This is a genomic window from Kribbella alba (genome assembly GCF_039529635.1).
Classification (GTDB): domain Bacteria; phylum Actinomycetota; class Actinomycetes; order Propionibacteriales; family Kribbellaceae; genus Kribbella; species Kribbella alba.
Window position 1 is genome coordinate 786,374 of sequence record NZ_BAAANE010000004.1, and the last position, 24,525, is coordinate 810,898.

The 24,525-nt window shown below is 68.5% G+C and carries 26 protein-coding genes; 4 read left to right on the top strand and 22 right to left on the bottom strand.

The genetic code is table 11. The annotated features are described in order from the left end of the window. Positions 1-102 precede the first annotated feature (102 nt). Positions 103-1,260, top strand: coding sequence for a class I SAM-dependent methyltransferase (locus tag ABD210_RS10470; protein ID WP_344110847.1), 1,158 nt, complete (start codon positions 103-105; stop codon positions 1,258-1,260). 111 nt (positions 1,261-1,371) lie between these two features. Beyond that, entirely contained in the window at positions 1,372-3,132 is a 1,761-nt protein-coding gene (locus ABD210_RS10475; RefSeq protein ID WP_344110848.1) for an HNH endonuclease signature motif containing protein, read from the top strand. 197 nt (positions 3,133-3,329) lie between these two features. On the opposite strand, the gene ABD210_RS10480 is transcribed toward ABD210_RS10475, so the two are convergent. Genes ABD210_RS10480 through ABD210_RS10520 form a run of 9 tightly spaced genes read right to left on the bottom strand, consistent with a single transcriptional unit; the run spans position 3,330 to position 10,700 of the window. Further along, entirely contained in the window at positions 3,330-4,076 is a 747-nt protein-coding gene (locus ABD210_RS10480; RefSeq protein WP_344110849.1) for an alpha/beta fold hydrolase, read from the bottom strand. Next, a complete protein-coding gene (locus ABD210_RS10485; protein ID WP_344110850.1) occupies positions 4,073-4,522 on the bottom strand; it encodes a GNAT family N-acetyltransferase in 450 nt (149 codons plus the stop codon). The genes ABD210_RS10480 and ABD210_RS10485 overlap by 4 nt, the downstream gene beginning before the upstream one ends. Beyond that, positions 4,522-5,574: a tRNA (adenosine(37)-N6)-threonylcarbamoyltransferase complex transferase subunit TsaD gene (gene tsaD / locus ABD210_RS10490; protein WP_344110851.1), complete on the bottom strand. Its 1,053-nt coding sequence runs from the start codon at positions 5,572-5,574 to the stop codon at positions 4,522-4,524. The genes ABD210_RS10485 and tsaD overlap by 1 nt, the downstream gene beginning before the upstream one ends. Then, the gene (locus tag ABD210_RS10495; RefSeq protein ID WP_344110852.1) at positions 5,567-6,019 is read right to left on the bottom strand and encodes a GNAT family N-acetyltransferase; all 453 of its coding nucleotides are present in this window, start codon (positions 6,017-6,019) and stop codon (positions 5,567-5,569) included. Before ABD210_RS10495 ends, tsaD begins: the two co-directional genes overlap by 8 nt. Continuing rightward, on the bottom strand, positions 6,016-6,723 hold the full coding sequence (gene tsaB / locus ABD210_RS10500; protein WP_344110853.1) for a tRNA (adenosine(37)-N6)-threonylcarbamoyltransferase complex dimerization subunit type 1 TsaB: 708 nt from the start codon (positions 6,721-6,723) through the stop codon (positions 6,016-6,018). The genes ABD210_RS10495 and tsaB overlap by 4 nt, the downstream gene beginning before the upstream one ends. A 1-nt stretch (position 6,724) precedes the next feature. Continuing rightward, positions 6,725-7,765, bottom strand: coding sequence for a tRNA (adenosine(37)-N6)-threonylcarbamoyltransferase complex ATPase subunit type 1 TsaE (gene tsaE / locus ABD210_RS10505; protein ID WP_344110855.1), 1,041 nt, complete (start codon positions 7,763-7,765; stop codon positions 6,725-6,727). Next, complete coding sequence (locus tag ABD210_RS10510; RefSeq protein WP_344110856.1) at positions 7,762-8,880, bottom strand: alpha/beta fold hydrolase; 1,119 nt, start codon at positions 8,878-8,880, stop codon at positions 7,762-7,764. Before ABD210_RS10510 ends, tsaE begins: the two co-directional genes overlap by 4 nt. After that, on the bottom strand, positions 8,880-10,037 hold the full coding sequence (alr, locus tag ABD210_RS10515) for an alanine racemase (protein WP_344110858.1): 1,158 nt from the start codon (positions 10,035-10,037) through the stop codon (positions 8,880-8,882). Before alr ends, ABD210_RS10510 begins: the two co-directional genes overlap by 1 nt. 15 nt (positions 10,038-10,052) lie before the next feature. Next, entirely contained in the window at positions 10,053-10,700 is a 648-nt protein-coding gene (locus ABD210_RS10520; RefSeq protein ID WP_344110859.1) for an HAD family hydrolase, read from the bottom strand. Between the two features lie 128 nt (positions 10,701-10,828). On the opposite strand from ABD210_RS10520, the gene ABD210_RS10525 reads away from it, so the two are divergent. Next, positions 10,829-11,614 (top strand): META domain-containing protein, encoded by a 786-nt coding sequence (locus ABD210_RS10525; protein ID WP_344110860.1) that lies wholly within the window; start codon positions 10,829-10,831, stop codon positions 11,612-11,614. On the opposite strand, the gene ABD210_RS10530 is transcribed toward ABD210_RS10525, so the two are convergent. From ABD210_RS10530 to ABD210_RS10555, 6 genes are all read right to left on the bottom strand, one after another. Then, on the bottom strand, positions 11,611-11,760 hold the full coding sequence (locus tag ABD210_RS10530) for a hypothetical protein (RefSeq protein ID WP_344110861.1): 150 nt from the start codon (positions 11,758-11,760) through the stop codon (positions 11,611-11,613). The genes ABD210_RS10525 and ABD210_RS10530 overlap by 4 nt on opposite strands. Before the next feature lie 23 nt (positions 11,761-11,783). After that, positions 11,784-12,131 (bottom strand): sugar-binding protein, encoded by a 348-nt coding sequence (locus ABD210_RS10535; protein ID WP_344110862.1) that lies wholly within the window; start codon positions 12,129-12,131, stop codon positions 11,784-11,786. Next, on the bottom strand, positions 12,106-13,032 hold the full coding sequence (locus ABD210_RS10540) for an NEW3 domain-containing protein (RefSeq protein WP_344110863.1): 927 nt from the start codon (positions 13,030-13,032) through the stop codon (positions 12,106-12,108). Before ABD210_RS10540 ends, ABD210_RS10535 begins: the two co-directional genes overlap by 26 nt. 72 nt (positions 13,033-13,104) lie before the next feature. Continuing rightward, positions 13,105-13,356, bottom strand: a complete 252-nt coding sequence (locus ABD210_RS10545; RefSeq protein WP_344110865.1) for a PIG-L family deacetylase — start codon at positions 13,354-13,356, stop codon at positions 13,105-13,107. Next, positions 13,334-14,767, bottom strand: coding sequence for an NAD(P)H-hydrate dehydratase (locus ABD210_RS10550; protein ID WP_344110866.1), 1,434 nt, complete (start codon positions 14,765-14,767; stop codon positions 13,334-13,336). The genes ABD210_RS10545 and ABD210_RS10550 overlap by 23 nt, the downstream gene beginning before the upstream one ends. Before the next feature lies 1 nt (position 14,768). After that, positions 14,769-15,119, bottom strand: coding sequence for a holo-ACP synthase (locus ABD210_RS10555; protein ID WP_344110867.1), 351 nt, complete (start codon positions 15,117-15,119; stop codon positions 14,769-14,771). A 93-nt stretch (positions 15,120-15,212) separates the two neighbouring features. Between ABD210_RS10555 and coaA the strand changes: the two genes are divergently transcribed. After that, a complete protein-coding gene (coaA, locus tag ABD210_RS10560; protein WP_344110868.1) occupies positions 15,213-16,166 on the top strand; it encodes a type I pantothenate kinase in 954 nt (317 codons plus the stop codon). Positions 16,167-16,295: 129 nt separating this feature from the next. Here the strand turns inward: coaA and ABD210_RS10565 are convergent, their stop codons facing one another. From ABD210_RS10565 to ABD210_RS10595, 7 genes are all read right to left on the bottom strand, one after another. Beyond that, on the bottom strand, positions 16,296-16,595 hold the full coding sequence (locus ABD210_RS10565) for a hypothetical protein (protein WP_344110869.1): 300 nt from the start codon (positions 16,593-16,595) through the stop codon (positions 16,296-16,298). A gap of 104 nt (positions 16,596-16,699) precedes the next feature. Continuing rightward, complete coding sequence (locus ABD210_RS10570; RefSeq protein WP_344110870.1) at positions 16,700-17,764, bottom strand: GNAT family N-acetyltransferase; 1,065 nt, start codon at positions 17,762-17,764, stop codon at positions 16,700-16,702. A 35-nt stretch (positions 17,765-17,799) separates the two neighbouring features. Then, a complete protein-coding gene (gene murQ, locus ABD210_RS10575) occupies positions 17,800-18,693 on the bottom strand; it encodes an N-acetylmuramic acid 6-phosphate etherase (protein WP_344110871.1) in 894 nt (297 codons plus the stop codon). Positions 18,694-18,725: 32 nt separating this feature from the next. Beyond that, positions 18,726-19,628, bottom strand: a complete 903-nt coding sequence (locus tag ABD210_RS10580) for a MurR/RpiR family transcriptional regulator (RefSeq protein WP_344110872.1) — start codon at positions 19,626-19,628, stop codon at positions 18,726-18,728. A gap of 35 nt (positions 19,629-19,663) precedes the next feature. Continuing rightward, a complete protein-coding gene (locus ABD210_RS10585; protein WP_344110873.1) occupies positions 19,664-21,418 on the bottom strand; it encodes a serine hydrolase domain-containing protein in 1,755 nt (584 codons plus the stop codon). Then, the gene (locus tag ABD210_RS10590) at positions 21,415-22,701 is read right to left on the bottom strand and encodes an exo-beta-N-acetylmuramidase NamZ family protein (protein WP_344110874.1); all 1,287 of its coding nucleotides are present in this window, start codon (positions 22,699-22,701) and stop codon (positions 21,415-21,417) included. The genes ABD210_RS10585 and ABD210_RS10590 overlap by 4 nt, the downstream gene beginning before the upstream one ends. Before the next feature lie 2 nt (positions 22,702-22,703). After that, a complete protein-coding gene (locus tag ABD210_RS10595; RefSeq protein WP_344110875.1) occupies positions 22,704-24,404 on the bottom strand; it encodes a glycoside hydrolase family 3 protein in 1,701 nt (566 codons plus the stop codon). Positions 24,405-24,525: the final 121 nt, after the last annotated feature.

Sequence of the window (24,525 nt, forward strand, 5' to 3'; positions counted from 1 at the left end):
CCGGGGCCGGTCCTGCCCAAGCGGGGTGGTCAAGGCCGTGCAGCGAGGGCGGGGAGCACGGGCTGCTACAGCGCGCTGTGAGCGCACGGCACACTTGGGCGAGTGACGCTCACGTTGTTGCTCGACCCGGCCGGCCGTTCCGTACTGGCCGAGGCCTGCGCGGCGTACGCACCAGGTGGTGAGCTGAGGCTGATCGAGAAGCTCCGACGACGGTACGACGCGGCTGTGGTGACCGCTGCGGTTACGCAAGCCTCGCTGCGGCATCGAGCCGCCGCCAAGTTCGGACCGGAGGACGCTGCGCGGATGTTCTTCACGCCGGACGGGTTAGAGCAGGCCACCCGCTCTACTGTCGGCTCGCACCGGGCAGCACGCATCGCTGGAACCTTGCCCGGCGCGTCTGTGGTCGATCTGGGCTGCGGAATCGGTGGCGATCTCATCAGCGCGGCGCGGGCCGGTCTGCGCGTCACCGGTGTCGAGCGGGACCCCGAGACGGCTGCTGCGGCCCGCGCGAACCTCGCTGCATTGGGGCTGCCCGGGGAAGTCCTGGTGGGAGACGCCGAGGCCCAGGAAGTCACGCAGTACGAGGTGATCTTCGCGGATCCGGCACGACGTGCGGACGGGCGGCGGGTGTTCGACCACAACGCCTACTCGCCGCCTTGGTCGTTCATCAGTGAACTGCTGACGCGCACCGCTTGTGTCAAGGTTGCCCCTGGCATCCCGCATGAGGCTGTGCCTGACGGAGTTGAGGCTGAGTGGGTCAGCGATGCCGGCGAGGTCAAGGAAGCTGCACTGTGGTCCGGCAAGCTCTATGGCGGTACTGCACGGCGAGCGACGCTGCTGCCTAGTGGAGCGACTGCGACATCGGCACCGGAGGCTGTTGACGGTCCTGTTGGGCGGTACATCTATGAGCCCGATGGTGCGGTGGTTCGGGCCGGGCTGGTGACTGCGGTTGCTTCAGCTGTCGATGGCTGGTTGCTGGATCCACGGATCGCCTATGTCACCGCGGACTCCTTGGTGGCGACTCCACTGGCTTCTGCATACGAGGTCGTGGAGGAGCTGCCTTATCGCGAGAAGGCTTTGCGGGCCTGGGTTCGCGCCGAGGGGATCGGGACGCTTGAGATCAAGAAGCGCGGCGTGGACGTGGATCCCGCAGTGCTGCGGAAGAAGCTGGCTCCGAAGGGTTCGGCCAGCGCGACGCTCATCGTGACTCGGATCGGGCGTGACGCCGTGGCTTACTCCTGTCGTCGAGTCTCCGCCTGAGCCAGACCATGGTGGCGTCACCCAAGGCCTGCTTGTCTTGGGGCGAGGCCTGATTCCGGGGTCAGCTGCGCGATTTGCGCTCGGAGGATATTCGAATGTATCTTCGAACACATGAGCGAGTGCCCGGTCGACCAGCCGACGGACGAGGTGCTGCGCCCGTTGCCGCTCCCGGCCGGGCACTCGCCGCTAACAACTACCACCGACGACCCCCGGTCCGAAGATCCAGAGGCCAGGTTTCAAGCCTTCGTCGCAAAAGTGCGAGAGCGCGCGCTTGCCTATGACAAGCACGGGATGTTGGGGCGGTTCGACGAAGAGGACGACCACAACAACGGATCTCTGCTGTACGACGCGGTCGTCTTCCAGGACACGGCCCAGCTGACCGACAGCGGCTGGCTCGACCGGATCGAGGCGATCAGTCGGCTCGAGGCGCGACTCGCCGCCTTGAAAGCTGAGTCCATCGCCGGGTTCGACGACTCGGTCCATGGCGTATCCGCGGATCTCGGCCACCGGCATCCCGAGCCCGGCGATCGAGCTGCGACAGCGGGTGAGCGCCGTTGGCATGCCGGCGATCTGCGGTCGGTCTCCGACGAGGTCGCACTGGCGCTGGACCTGCATCGTGCGGCCGCCACCCACCGGATCCACACCTCCTGCGAGCTGACCCACAACTTCCCCGCGACCCTGCACGCGTTGAGAGAAGGCGCGCTGACCGAGCGAGCCGCGTTCACCATCGTCTTGGAACTGTCCGTGTTGGACGATGTGGACGAGCTCCGGGCCGCCGAGGAGGCGGTGCTGCGATGGGCCCGAAAGAACCCTCTGCAGAGAATCAAGCAGGCCGCCCGCAAGGAGGCTGCGCGGCGCAATCCGGCGGCCACCGACAAGGCTCACAAGAAGGCGCGCGCCGAGCGATCCGTGCGGATGGTGCCCAGTGACTTCGGCACGGCGGATCTCATCCACAACCAAGATGCCGCCGATGCGGCTGCGATCATGACGAGCCTCTCCCGCGCCGCGGCCCGTCGTCGTCGGCAGGGAGACCCCAGATCCTGGGATCAGTTGCGATCCGACATCGCGCTCGCGCGTCTCCTGCCGCGGACGAAGACCGCCACGGACTCCGTCGGCGGGAGTGGCAAGGCCAGCAGGGAGACGACCCGCTCCGATGTAGCAGCGGACGCCGCCGCGCCGGATAACCCAGGTGCCGCCGCGGACGCCGCCGCGCCGGGTAACCCAGGTGCCGCCGCGGACGCCCCGACCCCGAGTGTGCCCGCGGACGGCTCCGCCCTCGCGGACGATGGCGACCTGGACGGGGCCATGGTCGGCGCGGACGCGACCGTGCTCATTCACGCAACGGGCGCGGAACTGCGTGCCCTGCTGGATGGCGAAGAGTCCACCGGCGGCGAGGTTGACGGCTACGGGCCGATCCCGCAGAACTCCTTGCGAAAGCACCTCATCAAGGCGCTCGCTCAGACGCTTCTCCCGAACCTGCCGACGACACCCGTCAAGTCCAGGCGCAATGGCTTGTCGCTGCAACGATCCCGGATCGACCTTCGCGTCATCGACGAACCACCCGCCGGCGACCCGGACAAATACACTCCCTCGGCCGAGATGAACAGGTATGTCCGTCAGCGTGATCGGATCTGTCGCTTCCCTGGGTGCAACCGGCCTGCCGAGTTCACGGATGTGGACCACCGTGTCGCCTTTGCCGCAGGTGGCCGGACAACCGTGGAAAACCTCCATTGCCTATGTCGGCATCACCACCGCCTCAAGCACGAGGGCAACTGGGATGTGCGGCTGAACGCTGACGGCAGCTATACGTGGACCAGTCCCACCGGCCGCCGCTATCGCGAGGAGGCTCCGGACCCGGGGCCCGATCCGTAGGAGGCGGGGGCGGCGGGCGGGCGCCGGACTGGGCGGGCGCGGATCTCGGGCAACTTCTTCTGGGTGTCATCTCGGTGAAGTGAGGTGTTCATCTGGGTCGGCCAGGCTGTTCTGTGGAACCGGCTGGCCGCTAGCCGCTACCTGGGGACCGAGCGGTGCACAACGGTCCCAGGATTTTCCTGCCGCGCCCTTCCCGGCTAGAGGTGGTCGGTCACGCGGAGCCGAAGTCGGGCTGTGGCGATCGACCGCACGGCAGCCGGCACGGGAGTCGGGCGACTCCACCGTGGTAGAAGGTCGACCCGCTCGGGCGTCGTCGTGAGAGCCTCGCAAGGTGCAGCTGGCTCCTCGAGACCATGCGCCACGAAGCGACGGACGAGCTCATTCCAGTCGGTCGCGCGGTGCAGCATCGCATGCTTCTCGCCCTCCACCGACAGCATCGCGACCGGAACACCGGTGGCGCGGAGGCGTCGAGCGTAAGCGGCGGTCAGAGCTGGATCGGTGATGCGATCCAGGGCGCCGTGGGCAAAGATGACGGGCCCGGCCGATTTCACCAGCGGTTCCCCGGGCGGAAGCCAAGGCGCCAACCCCAGAACACCACCAACGAGCGGATGGTTGCCAGCAGCAACCACGGCACGGCCGCCCATGGAATGCCCGACCAGAAGTACCCGACGAATCCGTGACGGCAACCCGTCGAGAACGATACGGAGGTCAGCGGCCGGGTGCGCCTCCCCGCCGTTCCACCCGCGATAGCGGTAGCGCATCAATCCGACAGCAGCACCGGGAGCAGCCGCGCGAGCAGCCAAGCCGAAAGGCCACATCCGCAGGATCGGCGCACGCCAGGCATGTGGTTCGGCCATCGATTCGACCACTCCGCCGTGCGCCAGCAACACGAGGTCGGTCGCCTCCGGAGGCGCAGCGAGAAGGTCGATCCCTGGCGCACTCATGGCTGGCCGTAGAGCGACGCCGCATCCTGTTGAACGGCGAGGAACCGGCTCGGATCAGGCAGATCATCGAACCCGTAGGACCGATAGAGCCCGTGGGCATCCGCCGTGGCCAGCATCGTGCGGCGCAACCCCTGCAACTCGGGGTGCTCCAACAACGTGGAGACCACGAACCGCCCGAGCCCGTGCCCCTGGTACGAAGGCAGCACGAAAACATCCGCGATCCAAGCGAAGGTGGCCCGATCAGTCACCGCCCGGGCGAACGCCACCTGCTCCCCCGACGCCGCATAAACCCCGACGACCACCGAGTGCGAGATCGCCCGAGCCAGCACGTCCCGCGGAATCCCCGGCGACCAGTACGACGTACTGAGGAAGCCGTGAACGACGTCCAAGTCGACACGGGCCAAGTCATCGTCAGCGACGAACCCGTCCGGGTGCATCCACTGCATCAGTTCAACACCGTCGTGATCGGCATCGACGAGTCGGCCGGCAGCCCCAACGGCGAGGGCGACTTCCCGGCCCGGACGAGTTCCGAACCGAGCGCGGCCACCATGGCCCCGTTGTCCGTGCACAACCCCGGTCGCGGAACCCGTACGGCGATCCCTGCCTCGGCGCAACGCTCTTCGGCCATCACCCGCAGCCGCGAATTGGCGGCGACCCCGCCACCGATCAGCAGGTGCTCATATCCACGGTCCTTGCAGGCGTCGATCGCCTTCCGCGTGAGCACATCGCAGACCGCCTCCTGGAAGGCGGCCGCCACATGGTTCACCGGCACATCCTCGCCATCACGCCGACGTGCCTCGACCCACCGGGCCACCGCGGTCTTCAGTCCGGAGAACGAGAAGTCGAACCGATGCCGCTCGAGATCCCGCTGACTCGTCAGCCCCCGCGGGAACTTCACGTACAGCCGGTCGCCACCATCCCGTGCCGCCTTGTCGACATATGGACCTCCGGGGAACGGCAACCCCAGCACCCGCGCGACCTTGTCGAACGCCTCACCCGCGGCATCGTCGATCGTCGACCCCATCGGCAGCACGCCCTCGGTGAGGTCCTCGACGGCAAGCAACGAGGAGTGCCCTCCCGAGACGAGCATCGCGACGCATCCACGCGGGATGTCCCCGTGCTCCAAGGTGTCCACGGCGACATGCGCGGCCAGGTGATTCACGCCGTACAAGGGCTTGTCGAGCGCGAGCGCCAACCCCTTGGCCGCCGCGACACCGACGAGCAGAGCGCCCGCGAGACCCGGCCCGCTGGTGACGGCGACGGCATCCACGTCGGACGGCTTGATGCCGGCGGTCTCGCACGCGCGGCGGATCGTCGGCACCATCGCCTCGAGGTGGGCGCGACTGGCGACCTCCGGTACGACGCCGCCGAAGCGGGCGTGTTCCTCCACGCTGGAGGCGATCGCGTCGGCGAGCAGGGTCTGCCCGCGCACGATGCCGACCCCGGTCTCGTCGCAGGACGTCTCGATGCCCAGGATCAGCGGCTCGTTCTCACTCATGGTCCTCCTGCCATCGCATGATGACGGCATCCTCGCCGCCGGCGTAGTAACCTCGCCGCCGGCTGATCTCCTCGAAACCGAAGCCACGGTACAACGCCGCGGCCAACTCGTTGCCCGCAGCAACTTCCAACAGAACCGTCCGGCCGGCGCAGCGGGCCAGCGCGGCGGCCATCAACTGCCCACCGATCCCCGTACGACGCTCCGCCGGCGCCACCGCGATCCGCAGCAGATCCACCGGGTCCTCCGCGGCAGCGGGAACGAGCAGTACTACGTACCCGACTGCCGCGCCTTCGTCCGCCACCAGCACCACGCGATCGTCAGCCAGCCGGTCGAACTCCGCCTGCCACGACGGTTCAGCCCAGGCCGACGAGCCGAAGCAGACCTCATCGAGCGCGACGAGATCCTCCAGATCATCCGGAGCAGCGAGGCGGATCCGCGGTCTCACTTCGGCAGCACGCTCTTGGGACCACCGGACATCGTCACGTCCGGCCGCCGCAGGTACAGCGGATCCGGCGCAACCACCGGCAATGTCCCCGTCGCCACTCCGAACGCAAGCACCTCAGCCGACGGATACTCCACCACCGCAGCCGCGTCCGACGAGCCCGGGGAATCCGTCGTAACGGCTGCGCCTGGAAGACGGAGTTCTTCGGCATACAGGACGGCGCCCCGGCCAATGACCGGCAGCCCGGCGAGTACGTGCGCCACATCCGCCGGACGGTCCACCGCCGGCCCCTCCAGGCGACGGCGACTCCCGTCCGCCGCAGGCCCGTCGTACAACGCCCAGTAGATCTCCTTGCGGCGAGCATCGGTGGCGACGGCGACGGGCAGGGTGAGCGAAGACTGGCGGGCGAGGATGTCGAGGCTGCAGACGCCGACCACCTCGATGCCGAGGACGTCGGCCATGGTCCGAGCTGTAACGAGCCCAACTCGCAAACCGGTGAAGGGGCCAGGCCCGACACCAACCGCGATCTTCGTCAGATCGTGCGGCTTGCAACCCGCCGAGGCGAGGGCGTCCGCGATCGCGGGCGCAAGGAGTTCGCCGTGGCGCAAGGCGTCGACGGTCGACGAGGAGGCGACCACAGCACCTGAAACGGGATCAGCAAGCGCGACCGTCACCGCAGCACTGGAGGTATCAAAAGCGAGCAGCATCTCAGTCCCTCTCCACACCGGAACGCTGTCCGTCCGCACCGGGGCCGCGGCCGGCCGGAGCAGCAGGGCCGGAGCCTTGCGTGGCAGCACCGGAGGCTTGCGTGGCAGCGCCGGAGCCTTGCGTGGCAGCGCCGCCCAGGCGTACGCCGGTTTCGGCCCAGCGGCGGCCGACCGGGGTGATCCGGAGGTCGCGGGTCTCATCGGTGTCGTCGTCCCCGCGCGTCACCACCACGTCGAGTCGGTCCGGCGCGAGCGTTTCCGCCAGCCCGTGACCCCACTCGACCACCGTGACGGCGTCTTCGAGGCTGGCGTCCAGGTCCAGATCGTCGAGCTCCGCGATCCCGCCAAGGCGATAGGCATCGACGTGGACCAGCGCAGGTCCACCGGCCAGCGACGGATGCACCCGCGAGATCACGAACGTCGGCGAGGTGATGTCGCCGCGTACCTTCAACCCGGCGCCGAGCCCCTGCGTGAACGTCGTCTTGCCCGCGCCGAGATCACCGGACAGCACCAGTACGTCGCCCGCCCGCAGTTGCCCGGCAAGCTCCTCCCCGGCCGCACGTATGTCTTCGGCGGTCGGCACGGTGAGCTCGATCGGCATCGCCTTCGCGTAGATCAGGTCGTGCCCGCGCTGCTCGATCACGGAGTACCCGCGCCGCCGCCAGAACTCCACGGTCTCCGGCAGTTCGACCCGGGCGACCAACCGGACCCGGCTCAGCGCGCGCAGCCGTGCGGACTCCTCGGCACACCCGACCATCGCGGAAGCCACCCCGCGTCCCTGGAAGCGAGGATTCACCGAAACGCGGCGAAGGCCGAGCACGTCTCCGGAGACGTCGAAGAGCATCGCCCCGGCCGGTACGCCGTCGATGCGCGCGAGGAGTCCGCCATGGGCCGCAACCGCCGCGCCGACAGTGGAGGCGTTCTCGGACAACGCGGTGGACGGCGGGTCGAGCACTCGTCGGACGGAGAACGCGTGGTGGATCAAACCCACGATCTCGTCGATGTGCTCGGCCGTGGCGTCCACCACGTGCAGGTCGGTCATGGCTGTCCCAACGATTGTTCGGCCCGCTCGATCATCCCGAGCAGGGCGGCGGTGAACTCGCGGTGGTGTTCGATCAGGCCGAGGTGCCCGCAGTTCTTCACCTCGACCAGCTCCGCGCCAGGCACGTGCCGCACGATCTCCTCCGAGTGCTCGAAGGGCGTCAGGTGGTCGGAGTCACCGCCGATCACCACGCATTCCACCTTCTGCAACGGTTCCAGGGCGTCGTACTTGTCGTGCAGGGCGAAGATCGGATAGAACTCCGCGATCACCGAGATCGGCGTCGCGGCGATCATCTCGTTGACGAACTCGGTGAAGGCCGGCGGCACCTCGGAGCCGAACGAGTACTTCCGGGTCAGCAGGTAGCTGATGTCGGTGCCCGCCTTGCGGCTGCGCTCGACCACATCGGGGATACGGGCGAGAGCGGCAACCGTCGGCGTCGCGAGCGCGCGCACGAGCATCCCGGCCCGGCCGGGCAACGCGATCGGAGTCTGGTCGAGACCACCGGCGCTCGTCGAGCAGAGGCCGACGCCGATGACGCGGTCACCGAAGAGCTCCGGGTGCTGCTCGGCCAGCGACATGATCGACATGCCGCCCATCGAGTGCCCGATCAAGATCACCGGGCCGGTCGGCGCGAACTCCTGGAGGATTCCGTACAGGTCGCGGCCCAGCTGGTCGATGGTGACGTGCTCCTTCGGCGACCGGCCGGAGCGCCCGTGCGACCGCTGGTCGTAGAACACCATCTTGCCGATCCCGGCCAGTTCCCGGCGCTCGAAGTGCCAGCAGTCCATGTTGAGGCCGTACCCGTGCGCGAAGATCAGCGTCAGGTCTTCCGGCGGCTGCGGCGCCTTCCGGCGCAACCGCCGCTTGGGCTCCGGCTCCGGGCGGCGCGAACGCTTGAGCTCGTCCACCTCGACATAGAGCTCGACGCCGTCATCGGCCGTGAAGACGTGCGGAGTCCCCCGCAACGACCCGAACGGCTCGGCCTCGAGCTGGGCGCGCTGACCCGACCGGCGCCCGATCACCTGGCGTTCGACCGCCACGCCGGCGGCCGCGCCGGCCGCGAGCACTCCGACCGCGGCGCCGATCAGGCCCGCGGTGCGTCCTGCCTTGGACATCAGCCGGTCGCCTCCCCGGTGTCGACGTACCTGCGCGGCACCCGGGCGCCGAGGCGGGTCACGATCTCGTAGTTGATGGTCTGCGCTGCCTCCGCCCAGTCGTCCGCGGTCGGCTCGCCGTTGACGCCCGACCCGAACAGGACAGCGGTATCGCCCGCCGCGGCCGCGTCGTCCTCGAGGTTGACCACGCACTGGTCCATGCAGATCCGGCCGACGACGGTACGACGTACGCCGCCGACCTGGACCGGAGCCGAACTCGACGCGTGCCGGGGCAGCCCGTCGCCGTACCCGAGCGGGATCAACCCCAAGGTCGAAGGCGTCGGCGCCGTCCAGGTCAGCCCGTACGAAACCCCCGCGCCCGCGGGGACCCGCTTCACCATCGCGAGCTTGGCCCGCAACGTCATCGCGGGCACCAGTCCGAGCTCGGACGACGGCAGCGCATCACCGAAGGGCGACAGCCCGTACGTCGCGATGCCGGGCCGGACGAGATCGAAATGGGTTTCGGGCAGGGCCAGAGTCCCACCGGAGTTCGCGAGATGCCGCAGCGGCGGCTCCACGCCGAGCGACGCGGCGACGTCGAGAGCGGACTGGAAGGTGGCCAGCTGTGCCTCGTTCACCGGGCTCTTGGGCTCGTCCGACGAGGCCAGGTGCGACCAGATGCCGACGATCTCGATCCGCCCGGCCTTCTCCTCCGCCTGCGCGGCGCGGACCAGGGTCGGCCATTCCTCCGGTACTGCGCCCCCGCGGCTCATGCCGGTGTCGATCTTCAGATGGACCCGCGCGGGCCGATCCGCGACTCCCGCGGCGATCTCCGAGATCTCCCAGGGGGCTGACGCGGACAGGTCGATGCCTGCGGCAATGGCCTGCTCGAGTGGTTCGCCGGGGGTGGTGAGCCAGCAGAAGATCGGCCCGGTGTCGCCGGCGGCTCGGAGCGCGAGTGCTTCCTCCAGGACGGCGGCGCCGATCCAGTCGGCACCAGCCTCCCGCGCCGCACGCGCGACCGGCACCATCCCATGGCCGTAACCGTCGGCCTTCACCACAGTCATCAGCTGGGCTGTACCGGCGCGTGCGCGCAGCGTAGCCACGTTGTGGCGGATCGCGGCAAGGTCCACCACGGCTTCAGCGCGCGCTGTCAGGGGCTCAAGAGGGTCATACATAACAGCTCTAGTCTCTCAGGCGGCCGAGATCAGGCTGGGGAGGGCGGTCATCTCGCGGAAGACGGCGTCCGCGGAGGCCAGCTTCTCGGGCGCTGTCATGGCGGCGAAACCGAAGACCTTCATGCCGGCCGCGTTGGCCGCGGCGACCCCGAGCGGGCTGTCTTCGACGACCACACACTCGGCCGGCTTCACCCCCATCGAGCTGGCCGCATGCAGGAAGAGATCCGGCGCGGGCTTGCCGTGCCGCACGTCCTCCGAGCTGAAGATCCGCCCCTCGAACCGGTCCCAGAACCCGACCGCCGTGAGCGCCGTGTGGATCCGCCGGTGTGTGCCCGAGGAGGCCAGGCAGTAGGTGATGCCCTCGGAGTCGAGCTGGTCCAGCACCTCTCGTACGCCGGGAACCGGCTGGAGCTGGGCGAAGCCGTCGAACAACCGCTGGTGATAGCGATCCTCGAGGTCCGCGGGCAACGGCGAGCCCAGCCGGGCCTCGGCCAGTTGCCGCATCGAAACCATGCTGCCGCCCATGAAGTCCCGCACCGCCTCGTCGAACGTGTACGGAAGGCCCGCCTCGGTGAGCAGCTCGGCCAGAATCGTGTTCGCCAGCCGCTCCGAATCCACCAGCACACCGTCGTTGTCGAAGATCACCAGCGCAGGTCCAGTCACACCGGAACCCTACGCACTCCCCGAAGAACGTCCGCGCGGCCTCCTGTGGTTGCCGCCCGCGCCTACTTGCGGTCTCCGCGGCTGCGGTGCAACGCCGGATGGGTGAATGGCGTCCGTAGGGTGTGAGGATGCGGATGATGGTCGTGGCTGTGGCCGGGCTGGCTGTGTTGCCGCTGGGTGGTTGCGGTGACGAGTCGGGCGCGAGCGGATCCGCCGGCTCGCTGAAGGGGAAGTCGTATCTGTCGACCGCGGTGATGGAGAACGGCAAGCCCAAGCAGCTGGCGCCGAATACGCGGATCCGGCTGCAGTTCATGGACGACGGACGGCTCACGGCCGACGCCGGCTGCAACTCGATGGGTGCCGACAAGGTCTCGACGAGCGGCGGCAAGCTGACGATCGGCGGGCTCGCGATCACTGACCTGGGCTGCGACGCGCGGCGGCACGCCCAGGACGACTGGCTCGCCAAGCTCCTGCAGGACAAGCCGACCTGGAAGCTCGCCGGCGACAAGCTCGACGTCAGCACGGCCAGTACGACGATCTCCCTGGTCGATCGCGAGAAGGCCGAACCGGATCTGGCGCTCGACGCGACGAAGTGGTCCGTCGACACCGTGATCGAAGGCGAAGTCGCCTCGCATTCAATGGGCTCGGAGAAGGCCTACCTGACGATCAGCGGCGAACGCGTGACCGGGTCGACCGGCTGCAATGAGCTGCAGGGCATCGTGTCGCGGACCGGCGACAAGCTGACCTTCGGCGAGCTCGGAACCACCCTCCGGGCCTGCACCGGCCACGCGGCCACGCTGGAGAAGGCGGTCCTCGGCGTACTGAAGGGCGAGGTCGGCTACACCATCGACTCGAACCGCCTCAAACTCCGCTCCCCCAACGGCTCCGGCCTCGACCTCACCGCGCCCCGCTAGCGGCTGAGGCGCAGGTCGAGGGCCTGGACCTGGTTCTGGGTGGTCTCGTAGGAGATCAGCAACCTGCCGTCCGCGGCCAGGCGGGAACGCTCGGCCGGGGTTAGCGGGATGGAGAAGTGCTGCACTCCGCGGGTGATCGGCTGCACCGCTTGCTTGACGACGTGCCCGCTCAGTTCGGGTGACCAGGCGGGGATGCCGCCGTCGATGACCGCGCAGCCGCGTCCCGGGACCAGCACGGCCCGTTCGCGCCGTTCCCGTTGCTGCCGGACGGGTCGTTCGTGAAAGGGAAGACGCCTAGCTTGAAGGCATTCGCGGTGTCCTTCAGCACCCGCGACGCCGTTCCGCGCGGGTCGAGCAGGATCTCCACCGAGTCCGCCTGCCAATGCCCGACGCACTCCTGCGGCGTCACGGCGTACGACTGGTAGTCGTCGCGAATATGGATGAAGAAGTACAGCGCGTCGTCGGACCAACTCACCTTCGCAGTACTGCCTTCACCCGTCGATGGTGGGCCCGACACCCATCGACTGGATCGCGGCAGAACGCCCCAGCCGGGTGGCTTGCGGGGCCACCTGCGCGAGCCATTCGTCGTACTCCTGCCAGTTCCCCCACCGCTGGAACCGGCCCTCGACGGGTGACACGATCCGTACGACATTGTCGGTGTAGCCGGACTTGTTCCCCGAGGTGTAGAGCGCCGAGATCTTCGCGTTCTGGTTCACCGGGGCGTCGGCTGGCGGGGTCACGGTGAAGGTGACAGTCGTTTCGCTGGTGTCGCTGATCCGCCCGACCTGCCGCGGCCCGTCCGTGGTCCAGCCAGGTGGCACGGTCAGGGCCAAGTTGCCCGGGGCAAGTTTTCCGCGTAGGTGGACCGTGGCCCGGAAGGGGCTGCCGGCAACGTTGAAGAAGCGGGAGAACGTCAAGTACTGCAGGGTTCCCGCAGGCAGACCACCCGGATCGGCCTTCACCGCGCCGAAGAGAATCGCGTCATCCAAACCGGCCCTGGGATTCGGCGAACCATCGGCGAGCGTGTTCGGCTGGAACGGGACGAACGACTGGGTCATGCCGAACCGCGAACAAGCCGGAGCCGAAGTGCCCTTGAACATCACCCGGCTCTGCGTCGGATATGCGGCCCGTCCTTCGTCCGCCACCTGCTGCCAGCTCTTGGCCGAGCCGACGGGTCGGCCCTGGAGGTTGCCGGTCGGCCACCTGTACGGCGAGTCGTAGCCGGTCCACACGCCTGCCACGGTGTCGAGGTTTCCCGTCGCCGGGACGAAGCCCGTCGTACAGTTCGCGGCCGTGGTGGTCCCACCCGCCCCGGCCGTGCTGCCGCCGGAGAGCACCTCCTTCACCTGCCAGGTGCTCAGCGCGTGCGGTCCACGCAGTTGTTCGGGGTACTTGGTCGGATCGGCGGCCGCGAGCACGCCTTCCCAGATCAGCCGTCCCGCCTGCTGGTGGTTGCCGTGCCCGGCCGCGAGGGTCGGGGTGAAGCCGATTTAGATCTCCGGCTGGGTCGTCCGGATCACCCGGGTGATCCGCCGCAGGGTTTCTGCCTCGTCCCAGAAGTACTGGGTCAGCGGTGCGCTCTGGTTGTAGAAGAAGTCGATCCGGTCCAGGTTGAAGATGTCGAGCGTGCCGGAGCGGTAGTGCGCGACCCGGTCCTCGTTCTCCCGGCGCAGCCCGAGTTCCGGCCCGAGCTCGGCGCCGACCGCTTTCCCGCCACCTTCACCGCGGGTCACCATGATCACGCCGCAACAGCAACCGCGTGGCTTCCGCAACCTTGCCCGCGACCTGCATCGCCGTCGCCGGCCCATCAGCCGCCGCGAGCCGAGCGGCCGCAGCATGCAGATAGGCGCCGACGCTGCCCGCATCGAGCGGCGTCAGGCCGGCCGCCAGCAACGAACCGCACAGCCCGGCCAGTACGTCGCCCGCGCCCGCTGTGGCGAGCCAGGCGGTCGCGTTGGTGTTGACTCGCACCTGACCATCGGGGGTCGCGATCACCGTCGTGGACCCCTTCAGCAGGACAGTCACGTCGAACCGCTCGGCAGCCTCTCGCGCGTGCCTCAGCCGCTCGGCCTCGACGACGCCACGCTCGACGCCGAGCAGGCGGGAGAGCTCACCCGCGTGCGGGGTGATCAGTACGTCGGTGTGGTCGCCGGATTCGTCGAGCACCTTCAGCCCATCGGCGTCCAGCAGAGCCGGCTCTTCGGCGTCGAGCAGCTCACGGACCTTGCCGATGTCGAGTTCGTCGCCGAGACCGGAGCCGATCGCCCAGGCCTGGACGCGCCCCTCACCCGCGACGATCTCCGGGTGAGCCGCGCGGACTGCGTCGGCCACTTTGCCGGGGCCGACATAGCGGAGCATGCCGATCGGGCCGGCCAGGGCGCCGGAGGTGGCGATGACGGCGGCGCCCGGGTATTGAGAGGAGCCGGCCATCAAACCCAGCACGCCGCGCGAGTACTTGTCGGACTCGCCGCGCGGGACCGGGTAGAGATCGCGGATGTCCGCGGCCTGGAGGGATGCGACCGGGGCGGGTGGGAGCTCGAGGCCGATGTCGACGAGATGGACCGGACCGCACGCTGCCGCGGCCGGATCGACGAAGTGACAGATCTTGTGGGTGCCGAAGGTGACGGTGAGTGTTGCCTGGACGTGCTCGGCCGGTGTCTCGCCCGTGTCGACGTCGACCCCGGACGGCATGTCGACGGCGACGATCGGCACCTGGTGATCGGTGGCGACCTTCACTGTCGCGAGCGCCTCGGGCTTGAGACCGGGGCGTCCACCGATGCCTACGATCCCGTCGACCACCACGTCGGCTGCGGCGATCGCAGCGACCGAGCCGACCTCTTCCGGAGATCCCGCGCGACCACCCGCCGCGACCAACGCGGCCACACCCGCCCGATGAGCCTTGTCGGAGAGGAGAACAGCCGTCACCTCGGCGCCGCGCCGAGCCAGCTTCTGACCGGCGTAGAGGGCGTCACCGCCGTTGTCGCCCGAGCCGACCAGCAGCACCACCCGAGCGCCGTACGTGTAGCCCAGGAAGTTGCTGATGGCAACGGCCAGGCCGGTCGCGGCACGTTGCATCAGGGTGCCCTCGGGGAGTTTCGCCATCAGGTCGGCCTCGGCGGCGCGGACCTGCTCGACGGTGTGGGCGTGACGCATCTCAACCCTCCAGGACGACGACCGCCGACGCGATGCCGGCGTCATGGCTCAGCGACAGATGCATGCTCTGTACCCCGAGCTGGGCGGCCTTCTCCGCGACGGTGCCGGTGATCTCGAGCCAGGGGCGGCCGGTGTCGTCCGTCCGGACCTCGGCGTCATGCCACTGCATGCCCGCGGGTGCGCCGAGCGCCTTGGCGAGCGCCTCCTTGGCAGCGAACCGCGCCGCGAGCGAGGCCGGCGGTTTCCGCGCCTCCGTCTCGGTGAACACCCGGTCGCGCAGGCCCGGTGTCCGTTCGAGGGTTTTCATGAAGCGCTCGACGTCGACCACGTCGATGCCCACGCCGACGATCATGGGGTTGTTGATGTGACAACTGCCACACCCGCAGTCTCGGAGCCGCACATGCCGGTCAGCGTAGCCCGGCTGGGTATGGGAAGAATGGGCCCCATGCTGCAGCCGCCGCGGGAGGTGACCCCGTACACCGAGCTGGACCGCGCCGCCTGGTCGCAACTGGCAGAGACGACCGAGTCGCCGCTGACGGCAGCGGAGATCGAACGGCTGCGGGGCCTCGGCGACGAGATCGACATCGACGAGGTACGCGAGGTATACCTGCCGCTGTCGCGGATCCTGTCACTCTATGTGAGGCATGCCCGGGCGCTGCACACGGACACCGAGTCGTTCCTGGGTCAGCCGGTCGCCACCCGGACGCCGTTCGTGATCGGCATCGGCGGATCCGTTGCCGTAGGCAAGTCGACCACCGCCCGGTTGCTGCGCGAACTACTGGCCCGCTGGCCCGAGCATCCTCGGGTCGCCCTCGTCACCACCGACGGGTTCCTCTGGCCGAACGCCGAACTGGAACGCCGCGGCCTGATGCAGCGGAAGGGATTCCCCGAGTCGTACGACCGCAAGTCCCTGTTGCGCTTCGTGGTCGAGGTGAAGTCCGGCATGGACAATGTCGAGGCGCCGGTCTACTCGCACCTGCACTACGACCGCATGCCCGACGTACGCACCACGGTCGAACAGCCCGACATCCTGCTGCTCGAAGGCCTGAACGTGCTGCAGCCGGCCCCCCGTCACGCCGATGGCAAGAGCGGGCTGGCGGTGAGCGACTTCTTCGACTTCTCGGTGTACGTCGATGCCGCGGCCGACGACATCCGGTCCTGGTACGTGCACCGCTTCCTCAAGCTCTGGGAGACGGCCTTCCGTGATCCGGAGTCGTACTTCGTCCGGTACGGCGAACTCAGCCGCCAAGAGGCGATCGCCAAGGCCGAGTCGCTCTGGGACGGCATCAACGGCCCGAACCTGCGGGAGAACATCCTGCCCACCCGCTCCCGCGCCACCCTGGTCCTCCGCAAAGGCGCCGACCACACCGTCCGCTGGGTCCGCCTCCGCAAACTCTGACCCCTCGCTCCAACCCCTCGCTCCAACCGCTCGCTCCAACCGCTCGCTCCAATCGCTTGCGTCCGAAGGACCGTAGGTCCTGCCCCACGGTCGTTCGGACGCAAGAGGCGGGAGAGTGCGCTCGGGCGCTCAGGCGCTCGGGCGGTCAGGCGCTCGGGCGGTCAGGGAGGCGCGGGCGGCCGGCAAGCTGGCGACGGCGACGAGGGCGGCGGTGAGGCCGAAGGCGACCGGGTAGCCGGACCCGTTGGCCGCCAGGTAGAGCGGGACGACCGAGGTCAGCAGGTACATGCTCAGCCCGGACCCGAACACCATCACCAGCAGCCGGGCGAACTGCGGAGTGACCAGGCTCTCCCGCGCAGGACGGACTACCCGCAGCCCGGTGACCGGAGTACCGGTGGTGGGGATCTCGCAGGCGATCGAGTCACTCATGGCACTTCTCCCAGCGGTGTCGGCAATTGGTCACTTGCCTTCACCGTAGGAGCGAACCGGTCTCCACTAAAGATCCAGTTTCCGCACCGCTCACAGGACCAATCTCACAGTCGGTCGCTGATCAGCGCGGCCGGGGCGATTCTGCGTTGCCACTCCTGGCTCTGCTCGACCGGCCGGAACCCGAGCTTGGCGTTCACCGCGTTCATCGCGGTGTTCTGCTCGCCGTTCCAGGTGTGCACGACCAGCGGTTCGGAGTGGCTGCGTTGCAGCTCGCGGTGATTGCGGACCTTCAGCGCGAGTCCGAGCCGGTGCCCGCGATGCGGTGGGGAGACCAGCGTGCTCCACTGGAAAGCCTTGCCCGGAGCGTGCTCGCCGACGTACAGCTCAGTGTTGCCGGCCAGGGTCCCGTCGGCCGCAACGGTCACGGTGATCCAGCCGTGCCGTCCCTGGGCGAGGCTCTGCTCCTCCACCGCACGGAGCCGCGCGGCGTCCCAGCTCTCGGCTTCCTTTTCCAGCTCACCTTGCGGCGCTTCCAGGGCGAAGATGCTCTGCAGCGCCGCGTAAGCGTCAACGAACTCGTCCGGGCAGCGATCCTGCCAGCTGACCAACTGATAGCCCTGATGATGCTCAGCGGCTTCCGCGGCAAGGGTCTCGAGGAACGCCTCAGCCAGCGGCAGCTCGAGGATCCGGTGCACCTCGAAGTTCGCCGGCTCCAACCCGTTCGCTTCCAGAAACGCCTGCCCAGCCGTCGCAGCGGCTTCACCCGGCCTCTCGGCCAGGTGCTCAGCGGCAAGGGGGACATCCAGCTGGCTTTGAACGACGGTTCGCCCGTACTGCGCGGCGCGGTCCGCCGCAGTACGGGCGAGAACGGAGCCGTAGCCGCGCCTCCGAACATCGGCGCGCACACCGATCCTTGGCGAGATCACGGTGGTGTTGTCCTTCATCGGCAACTCGATGACCATCGCGCCGGCCAGCTCCCCGGCGTCGTCGCGGACCGCCCAGAGCTCCTTGGTCCAGTACGGGCTCTCCTCCAGCACGGCGACCCGCAACTCTTCCCGCGTCCAGGTGACGGCGTACTCCCGACCGTCGTCCATGGCTGCCCGGTAGACGTCGTACCAGGCATCGAAGGCTGCTGCGCTTCGGGGGTCAACCCGCTCCGAGGTACTCACGCGCCTCACCCTAGAGGCGTTCAGCTCGTTGGCGGTCAGGCAGGGGCGCTGAGTTCGCCGAGGGCGATGGCTACGCGGCCACCGGCGTGTTCCAGTGCCTCGCGAGCCTGTGCGACCGGGCTACCGGTGAGGAGATGGACGAGCGCGGGCTTGAGCTCGCCGTCGGCCTCGGCCAGGGCGGCCGCGCAGGCGTCGGCATCGGCGCCGGTCGCCTCGCCGAGGATGCGCAGCATGCGGCCGCGGAGTTTGTTGTTGGTGGCAACCATGTCGACCATCAGGTTCGACCAGGTCCGGCCGAGCTTGATCATCAGGGTGGTGGAGAACGAGTTCAGGATCAGCTTCTGCGCGGTGCCGGCCTTCAGCCGGGTGGACCCGGCGATCACCTCGGGTCCGGTGTCGGCCGCGATGACGATGTCCGCGTACGCCGCGAGCGGGGCCGACGGGTTCGACGTCACCAGCACGGTGGTCGCCCCGACAGCCCGGGCCGCCTCGAGGGCACCAGCGACGTACGGCGTAGTACCGGAAGCGGCGAGGCCGAGAACGATGTCGCGCCCCGTGACACTGGCGGCGTCGGCGGCACCGCCCTCCTCGGAGTCCTCGACGTTCTCGACGGCCCGAAACAGTGCATCCATCCCGCCGGCGTGATGCGCGATCACGAGATCGTCCGGAGTGTGGAAGGTCGGCATCAGTTCGGCGGCGTCGAGGACCGCCAGGCGGCCGGACGTGCCGGCGCCGAAGTAGTGCACCCTGCCGCCGTTGCGGACAGCGTCCACGGCAGCGTCGACTGCGCGAGCCAGCTCTGGGATCGCGGCCCCGACCGCGCCGGCGACCCGGGCGTCCTCGGCGTTGACCATCCGGAGGATCTCGCTCGTGCCCACCGCGTCGATGGCGAGCGTCCTGGGATTGCGCTGCTCGGTCGGTGTGATCACAGGGATGATGTTAGTTTCCTACTGAAGGATTTTCAATTCTGTTGATCGTTGACGGAGCCCTTCAGGCGGTGCCCTCGCACCGCGCTGGCGGTCTCTTCCAGCGCTTTCCGGGCGTCCGGCAGCACCGACTGGGCGACGCCGATGAACAGGCAGTCGATCACCATCAGTTGCGCGATCCGACTCGACATCGCCCCGGACCGGTACGTCGTCTCACGCGCCGCGGTGGTCAGCACCAGGTCCGCGGTACGGGCGAGCGGGGAGCGCGGGAAGTTCGTCACCGCGACCGTGGTGGCACCGTGCTTGGCCGCCTCCTCGAGCGCCTCGACCACCTCGACCGTGGTGCCGGTGTGGGAGATACCGATGGCGACGTCGCCTTCACTGAGCAGTGCCGCGCTGGTCAGGGCGACGTGCACGTCCGACCAGGCGAACGCGACCCGCCGGATCCGGTGCAGCTTCTGCTGCAGGTCGAGCGCCACGAACGCGCTGGCCCCTGAGCCGTACAGGTCGACCCGCGGCGCCTTGGAGACCGCCGCGACGACCTTGGCGAGCGCGTCCACATCAAGCTGCTGAGAGGTCTCGCGGACCGCCCGCTCGTCGGCGAAGGCGACCTTGCCGACCACGTCCTGCAACGAGTCGCCCGGCTCGATGTCGCCACCGACCTCAGGGCGGATGTTCTCCTGCGCCGACTGGGCCGCCAGCTGCAGGCGGAGCTGCGGATAGCCGGGGACACCGATCTGCTTGCAGAACCGGATGACCGTGGTCTCCGAGGTGGAGGCCACCTCGGCCAGTTCGGAGATCGTCATCGCCGCCACTCCGCCCGGGTCCGCGAGGACCGCGTTCGCCACCCGCTGCTCGGCCGGTGCCAGCGCGGGCATCACCGCGCGGACCCGGACCAGCAGCGGCCCCGTGGGTTCTGGAGAGGTAACTGAAGTCATGACGCCACCGTACGGCGACTATGCACCCGATGGGGTCACCGACGCGAAAGTCTCCAACCTGAAGCGATAAATGATTCAGGCGTCCGTTCTCCGTCGAAGATCACCTGCCGGCCGCTGGTGATCTTCACGCCGTCCACATAGACACCACGGCCCTGGTAGAGCGGGTCCGAGGCGTAACGCCACCGAAGCGTCTGGTCACCGCCCGCAAGCTCGGCCGACACCTGGTGCCAGTGCCGATCGCCGGATCCACTGATCGACCCGTCCGTGTCGATCACACCTGACCGGGCTGCTGCGGTGGGGTCAGCAGAGCCACGATCCAGCACGGTGAAAGGCACCTTGCTCCAGGTCGTGCCGTCCGTCGAGCTCTCCAGGTACAGCAGGTCCGACTCCTCGGTGTCCACGAACAGGTCGAACGCCAGTTTCGCGCCTTCAGCCGGTACTGCGACCTTCGCCGCGAGCGTCGACGTAGTGGCGTCGGTGGTCCCGGAGAACCAGGCGTCCTTCCCGTGCTGCGGTCCAACCCCCAGCGACAGCGCAAGACCTTGTACTACGGCTCGCCGCGCCGGGTTGTTGCTGCCCCAGTTGCGGCTCGGGTGGACGCGGTTGGTGAGCAGGATCGCAAACGAGCGGGAGTCGAAGTCGAGCACGATCGACGTGCCCGTGTAGCCGGTGTGCCCGGCCGTGCGGGGACCGGACAGGCCGCCCATGTACCAGCGCTGGTTCAGCTCGAAGCCGAGGCCGTGGTCGTTGCCGGGGAAGCCCTGGTTGAAGTTCGTGATCATCGCGGTGACGGAACGCTCCTTGAGGATCCGGGCGCCGCGATAGCTGCCGCCGTTCAGGAAGGTCTGCGCCAGCACCGCCAGGTCGTCCGCGGTGCTGAACACCCCCGCGTGACCGGCGACCCCGCCCAGCGACCACGCGTTCTCGTCGTGCACCGAGCCCCAGACCATGCCGCGCGCGGGCGACGTCTGGTACTCCGTGGCGGCGATCCGCGGCTTCTTCTTCTCCTCCGGGTTGTAGCCGGTGTCGCGCATCTGCAGCGGCTTGGTGATGCCGTCCGCGACCAGCTTGTCCAGCGTCTTCCCCGACACCCGCGCGGACAGCTCGCCCAGCGCGATCAGGTTCAGGTCGCTGTAGAGGTACTTGGCGCCGGGCGGGTTGATCAGCTTGGCGGTCAGCGCCATCTGCATCCGCGAGGCCGGATCCGGTTGCGAGGACCACAACGGCAGGAACGCGGGCAGCCCGGTGGTGTGGGTCAGCGCCTGCCGGACCGTGATCGCCTCCTTGCCGTTCTGCGCGAACTCGGGCACGTAGGTCGCGATCGGGGCGTCGAGGTCGACCTTGCCCTTCTCGACCAGCTGCAGCACCACGATGGAGGTGAACAGCTTCGACACCGACGCCAGGTCGAAGATCGTGTCGTTGCGCATCGGGATCTGCTGGTCCGCCGGCAGCTCGGTTCCACTGCCGTCCGCATACTTCAGCGCCATCCCGGTCGCGGTGCGGCTGACGATCTTGCCGTCGTGGCCGAGCAGGGTCACCGCACCGGCGTACAGCGGCTTCACCGCGCCGGCCGGTCTGGTCCAGGCGTCGACCTGGGCGAGTGCCGCGTTGATGGGAGCCGGATCGAGGCCTGCCTTGTCCGGCGTGGAGTCGCGCAGCAGGGTCGACTTCGGCGCGTAGCCGTCGTAGGGGTGGTCGAAACGTCCAGATTTGTTGCCGTCGGCAACCGCAGGGCTGGCCATGGTGAGCATCAGGGTAGAGGTTAGCGCGATCAGCTTGACCAGCTTCACCGGTGATCCCCCTTGTAGAGCAGGTACTTCGCCCGGCGGGCCGTCCACGCGTCGGTCTCCGACCGCCAGGTCGCCACGATCTCCTCGGCAGATGCACCTGCGGTGAGCATTGTGCGGAACCGGTCCGAGCCCGTCAGCAGATCGATCCACCGGCCGGGCGGGTTCTCCGCCCGCCAGCTGAACCCGGGGTAGAGCTTCTTCGCCTCGACGATCATGTGCGTCGCGGCCAGGATCGCTTCCGCCTTGTACGGGTCGGTGATCTGCACCTGCACACCGCCGCAGAGCACGTTCGCGTTCTTGCTGATGAACGGCGTGAAGTAGGCCTCACGGAAGGCGACGCCCGGGATGTCCTTGGTCTGCAACGCCTGCGCCCAGCGGTAGTCGACGTACGGCGCGCCGATCAGCTCGAACGGCCTGGTCGTGCCCCGGCCCTCGGACAGGTTGGTCGCTTCGAACAGGCACATCCCGGGGTAGAGCAGTGCGGTGTCCGGCGTCGGCATGTTCGGGCTCGGCATCACCCAGGTCAGCCCGGTGTCGGCGGGCAGCTGGTCACGCTTCCAGCCCTGCGCCTGGATCACCTGCAGTTCCTTCAGCCGCGCGCCGTTCGCGTCCAGCGGCAGGTACTCCGCGTTGAACATCCGGGCCAGCTCGCCCACGGTCATCCCGTGCTGCTGGATGATCTCCTCCTTACCCACGCCGGAGGTGAAGCCCGGCTTGAGCATCGGGCCGCGGGCATGTCCGCCGACCGGGTTCGGCCGGTCCAGGACGACGAACCGCGCGCCGGTGCGGACGGCCGCCAGCATCGCCTCGTACATGGTCCAGATGTAGGTGTAGAACCGCGAGCCGACGTCCTGGATGTCGAAGACGACCGTCTCGACACCCGACTTCGCGTAGAGCGTGGCCAGCTTGTCCGCGGTCGCGCCGTACGCGTCGTAGACCATGATCCCGGTCCGCGGGTCGACGTGGTCACCCTCGGAACCACCGGCTTGCGCAGTACCGCGGAAGCCGTGCTCGGGACCGAACACCGCGACCACGTTGACCTGACCGGACGCGTGCATGGTGTCGACGATGTGACTCAGGTCTTCCAGGATGCCGGTCGGGTTGCTGATCACGCCGACCTTCTGCCCGGCCAGCGCCTTCCAGCCGTCCTTGGCCAGCGCCTGCGCGCCGGTCATCACCTTGGAGTCATGCTTCGCGGGCTCCGCCGCGCCGGCAGCCTGTACGTCGATCAGTGGGGCCGCGGCAAGTGCTCCCGCGCCTGCCAGCAGGGCTCGTCTCTTCATCGTCACCAGCTCAATCCGTGGCCGAAGGCGTACAAGGGGGTCAGTGGCTGACCTGCCACCGGGATGTCGACCGGGAGTTTGCCCGTCGGCTTGATCTCGCCGTAGAGCACCTTCGCCAGCGACTCCATCGACACCGCCGCGTACCCGTAGGTGGCGAGGTAGGTCGGAGCCTGGTCGAAGTACGCGATGTCGTACGGGTCGCGGACCGCCACCACGATCACGGTCCTGCCCGTCGCCAGCAGGTCCTTCACCAGCTTCTGCTGCTTGGCCAGCTTGTCCGTCACCGTCGTGTCCCAGGCCTTCTGGGTGAGGACCACGGTGACGTCGTTGGCCTGGGACTTCGTCACCGCATCGGTGATCGCCGCGTCCGACGGAGCAGCGCCCGTCTGCGCGACCGTCGTCGTCGCGCCTCTCCTCGTCAGGCTGTTCGCGAGTGCCTGGGTGGTCGTGACGCCCCAGCCGGTGACGAGGATCTTGCGCGGGTCATTGCTGAGCGGCAGGGTGTTGGCGTCGTTCTTGACCAGCGTGACGCTCTTGTCCACGATCTGCTGCGCGGTGGCCAGGCTGGCCGGCGTACCGACCGTGGTGGCGATCTTGGCGGGGTCGACGAACGGCTGGAACAGAACGCCGTTCTTCAGCTTCAGCAGGAGGATCCGCAGCAAGCTCTCGTCGATCCGGCGCTCACTGATCCGGCCGGCCCGCACCGCATCCACCACTGCCTTGAACTGCACGTCCGGCGCCGGCGGCAGCAGCAGTTGGTCGGCCCCGGCCTCGATCGCACGCACCGCCACCTCTGCGTCGCCGTACTTGGCGCGGACCGCGGCCATCTCGAGCGCGTCGGTGATGATCAGGCCCTTGAAGCCCAACTGCTCGCGCAGGACACCGGTCAGGATCGGCTTGCTCAGGGTCGCGGGGTCACCCGACGGATCGAGCGACGGGACCACGATGTGCGCGGTCATGATCGAGTCGATGCCGGCCTTGATCGCGGCCTTGAACGGCGGCGCGTCGATCGTGTTCCACTCCTGCAGGGTGTGGTTGATCGTCGGCAATGCGGTGTGGCTGTCGTCCCGGGTGTCGCCGTGGCCCGGGAAGTGCTTGGCGGTCGCCGTGATCCCGGCATCCTTTTGGTATCCAAGCACCTGCGCGACCGTCATGTCCGAGACCAGCTTCGGGTCGGACGAGTAGGAGCGGACCCCGATCACCGGGTTCAGCGCGTTCACGTTCACGTCGGCATCCGGCGCGTAGTCCTGCCGGATCCCCATCGCCTTGAGCTCGCGACCGGTGATCCCTGCGGCGGTCCTGGCGTCCGCGGTGTCGCGGGTCGCTCCGTGGGCCATGTTGCCGCCGAACTGCGTGGCAGGCGGGCCGATCCGGACGACGACGCCCTGCTCCTGGTCGGTGGCGATCGTCAGCGGGACGTGCATCCCGGTCTGGGTCGCGGCCGTCTGCAACTGGTTGGAGTAGGTCGCGAGCTGGGTCGGGTTCTGCACGTTGTCGCGCGCGTTGAAGTAGATCCACCCGCCCGGCTTGTACTTCGCGACCACCTCGGCGGGTGTCGCCACGCCGTACAGCTTGGTGTTGCGGGCGTCGACAGTGGCACCGTCCGGCCCGTAGGCGAACAGCACGAACATCTGCCCGATCTTGTCCTCGAGCGACATCCCCTGGATGGCCTTGGTGGCCTGCTGCAGGTTCGTGATCCCCATCGGGGCGGCTCCTGGCTCAGGTGGTGGCGCACTGACCGCAACGGCCGGCACTAGGGATGCCGTCGTCGCTGTGGCGAGGCTGGCAAGGGCGAAGCGGCGCAAGGCGGACATGACCGACCCC

Coding starts and splice junctions, on each gene's coding strand:
- ABD210_RS10485 (WP_344110850.1), bottom strand. CDS start 4,522: ATGCAGTGGATGCACCCGGACGGGTTCGTCGCTGACGATGACTTGGCC.
- ABD210_RS10590 (WP_344110874.1), bottom strand. CDS start 22,701: ATGAAGAGACGAGCCCTGCTGGCAGGCGCGGGAGCACTTGCCGCGGCC.
- tsaE (WP_344110855.1), bottom strand. CDS start 7,765: ATGACCGACCTGCACGTGGTGGACGCCACGGCCGAGCACATCGACGAG.
- tsaD (WP_344110851.1), bottom strand. CDS start 5,574: ATGAGTGAGAACGAGCCGCTGATCCTGGGCATCGAGACGTCCTGCGAC.
- ABD210_RS10525 (WP_344110860.1), top strand. CDS start 10,829: ATGCGGATGATGGTCGTGGCTGTGGCCGGGCTGGCTGTGTTGCCGCTG.
- ABD210_RS10510 (WP_344110856.1), bottom strand. CDS start 8,880: ATGTCCAAGGCAGGACGCACCGCGGGCCTGATCGGCGCCGCGGTCGGA.
- ABD210_RS10550 (WP_344110866.1), bottom strand. CDS start 14,767: ATGCGTCACGCCCACACCGTCGAGCAGGTCCGCGCCGCCGAGGCCGAC.
- ABD210_RS10565 (WP_344110869.1), bottom strand. CDS start 16,595: ATGAGTGACTCGATCGCCTGCGAGATCCCCACCACCGGTACTCCGGTC.
- ABD210_RS10580 (WP_344110872.1), bottom strand. CDS start 19,628: ATGACTTCAGTTACCTCTCCAGAACCCACGGGGCCGCTGCTGGTCCGG.
- ABD210_RS10555 (WP_344110867.1), bottom strand. CDS start 15,119: ATGATCGTCGGCGTGGGCATCGACGTGGTCGACGTCGAGCGCTTCATG.
- ABD210_RS10595 (WP_344110875.1), bottom strand. CDS start 24,404: ATGGGGATCACGAACCTGCAGCAGGCCACCAAGGCCATCCAGGGGATG.
- alr (WP_344110858.1), bottom strand. CDS start 10,037: ATGTATGACCCTCTTGAGCCCCTGACAGCGCGCGCTGAAGCCGTGGTG.
- ABD210_RS10480 (WP_344110849.1), bottom strand. CDS start 4,076: ATGAGTGCGCCAGGGATCGACCTTCTCGCTGCGCCTCCGGAGGCGACC.
- tsaB (WP_344110853.1), bottom strand. CDS start 6,723: ATGCTGCTCGCTTTTGATACCTCCAGTGCTGCGGTGACGGTCGCGCTT.
- ABD210_RS10475 (WP_344110848.1), top strand. CDS start 1,372: ATGAGCGAGTGCCCGGTCGACCAGCCGACGGACGAGGTGCTGCGCCCG.
- coaA (WP_344110868.1), top strand. CDS start 15,213: ATGCTGCAGCCGCCGCGGGAGGTGACCCCGTACACCGAGCTGGACCGC.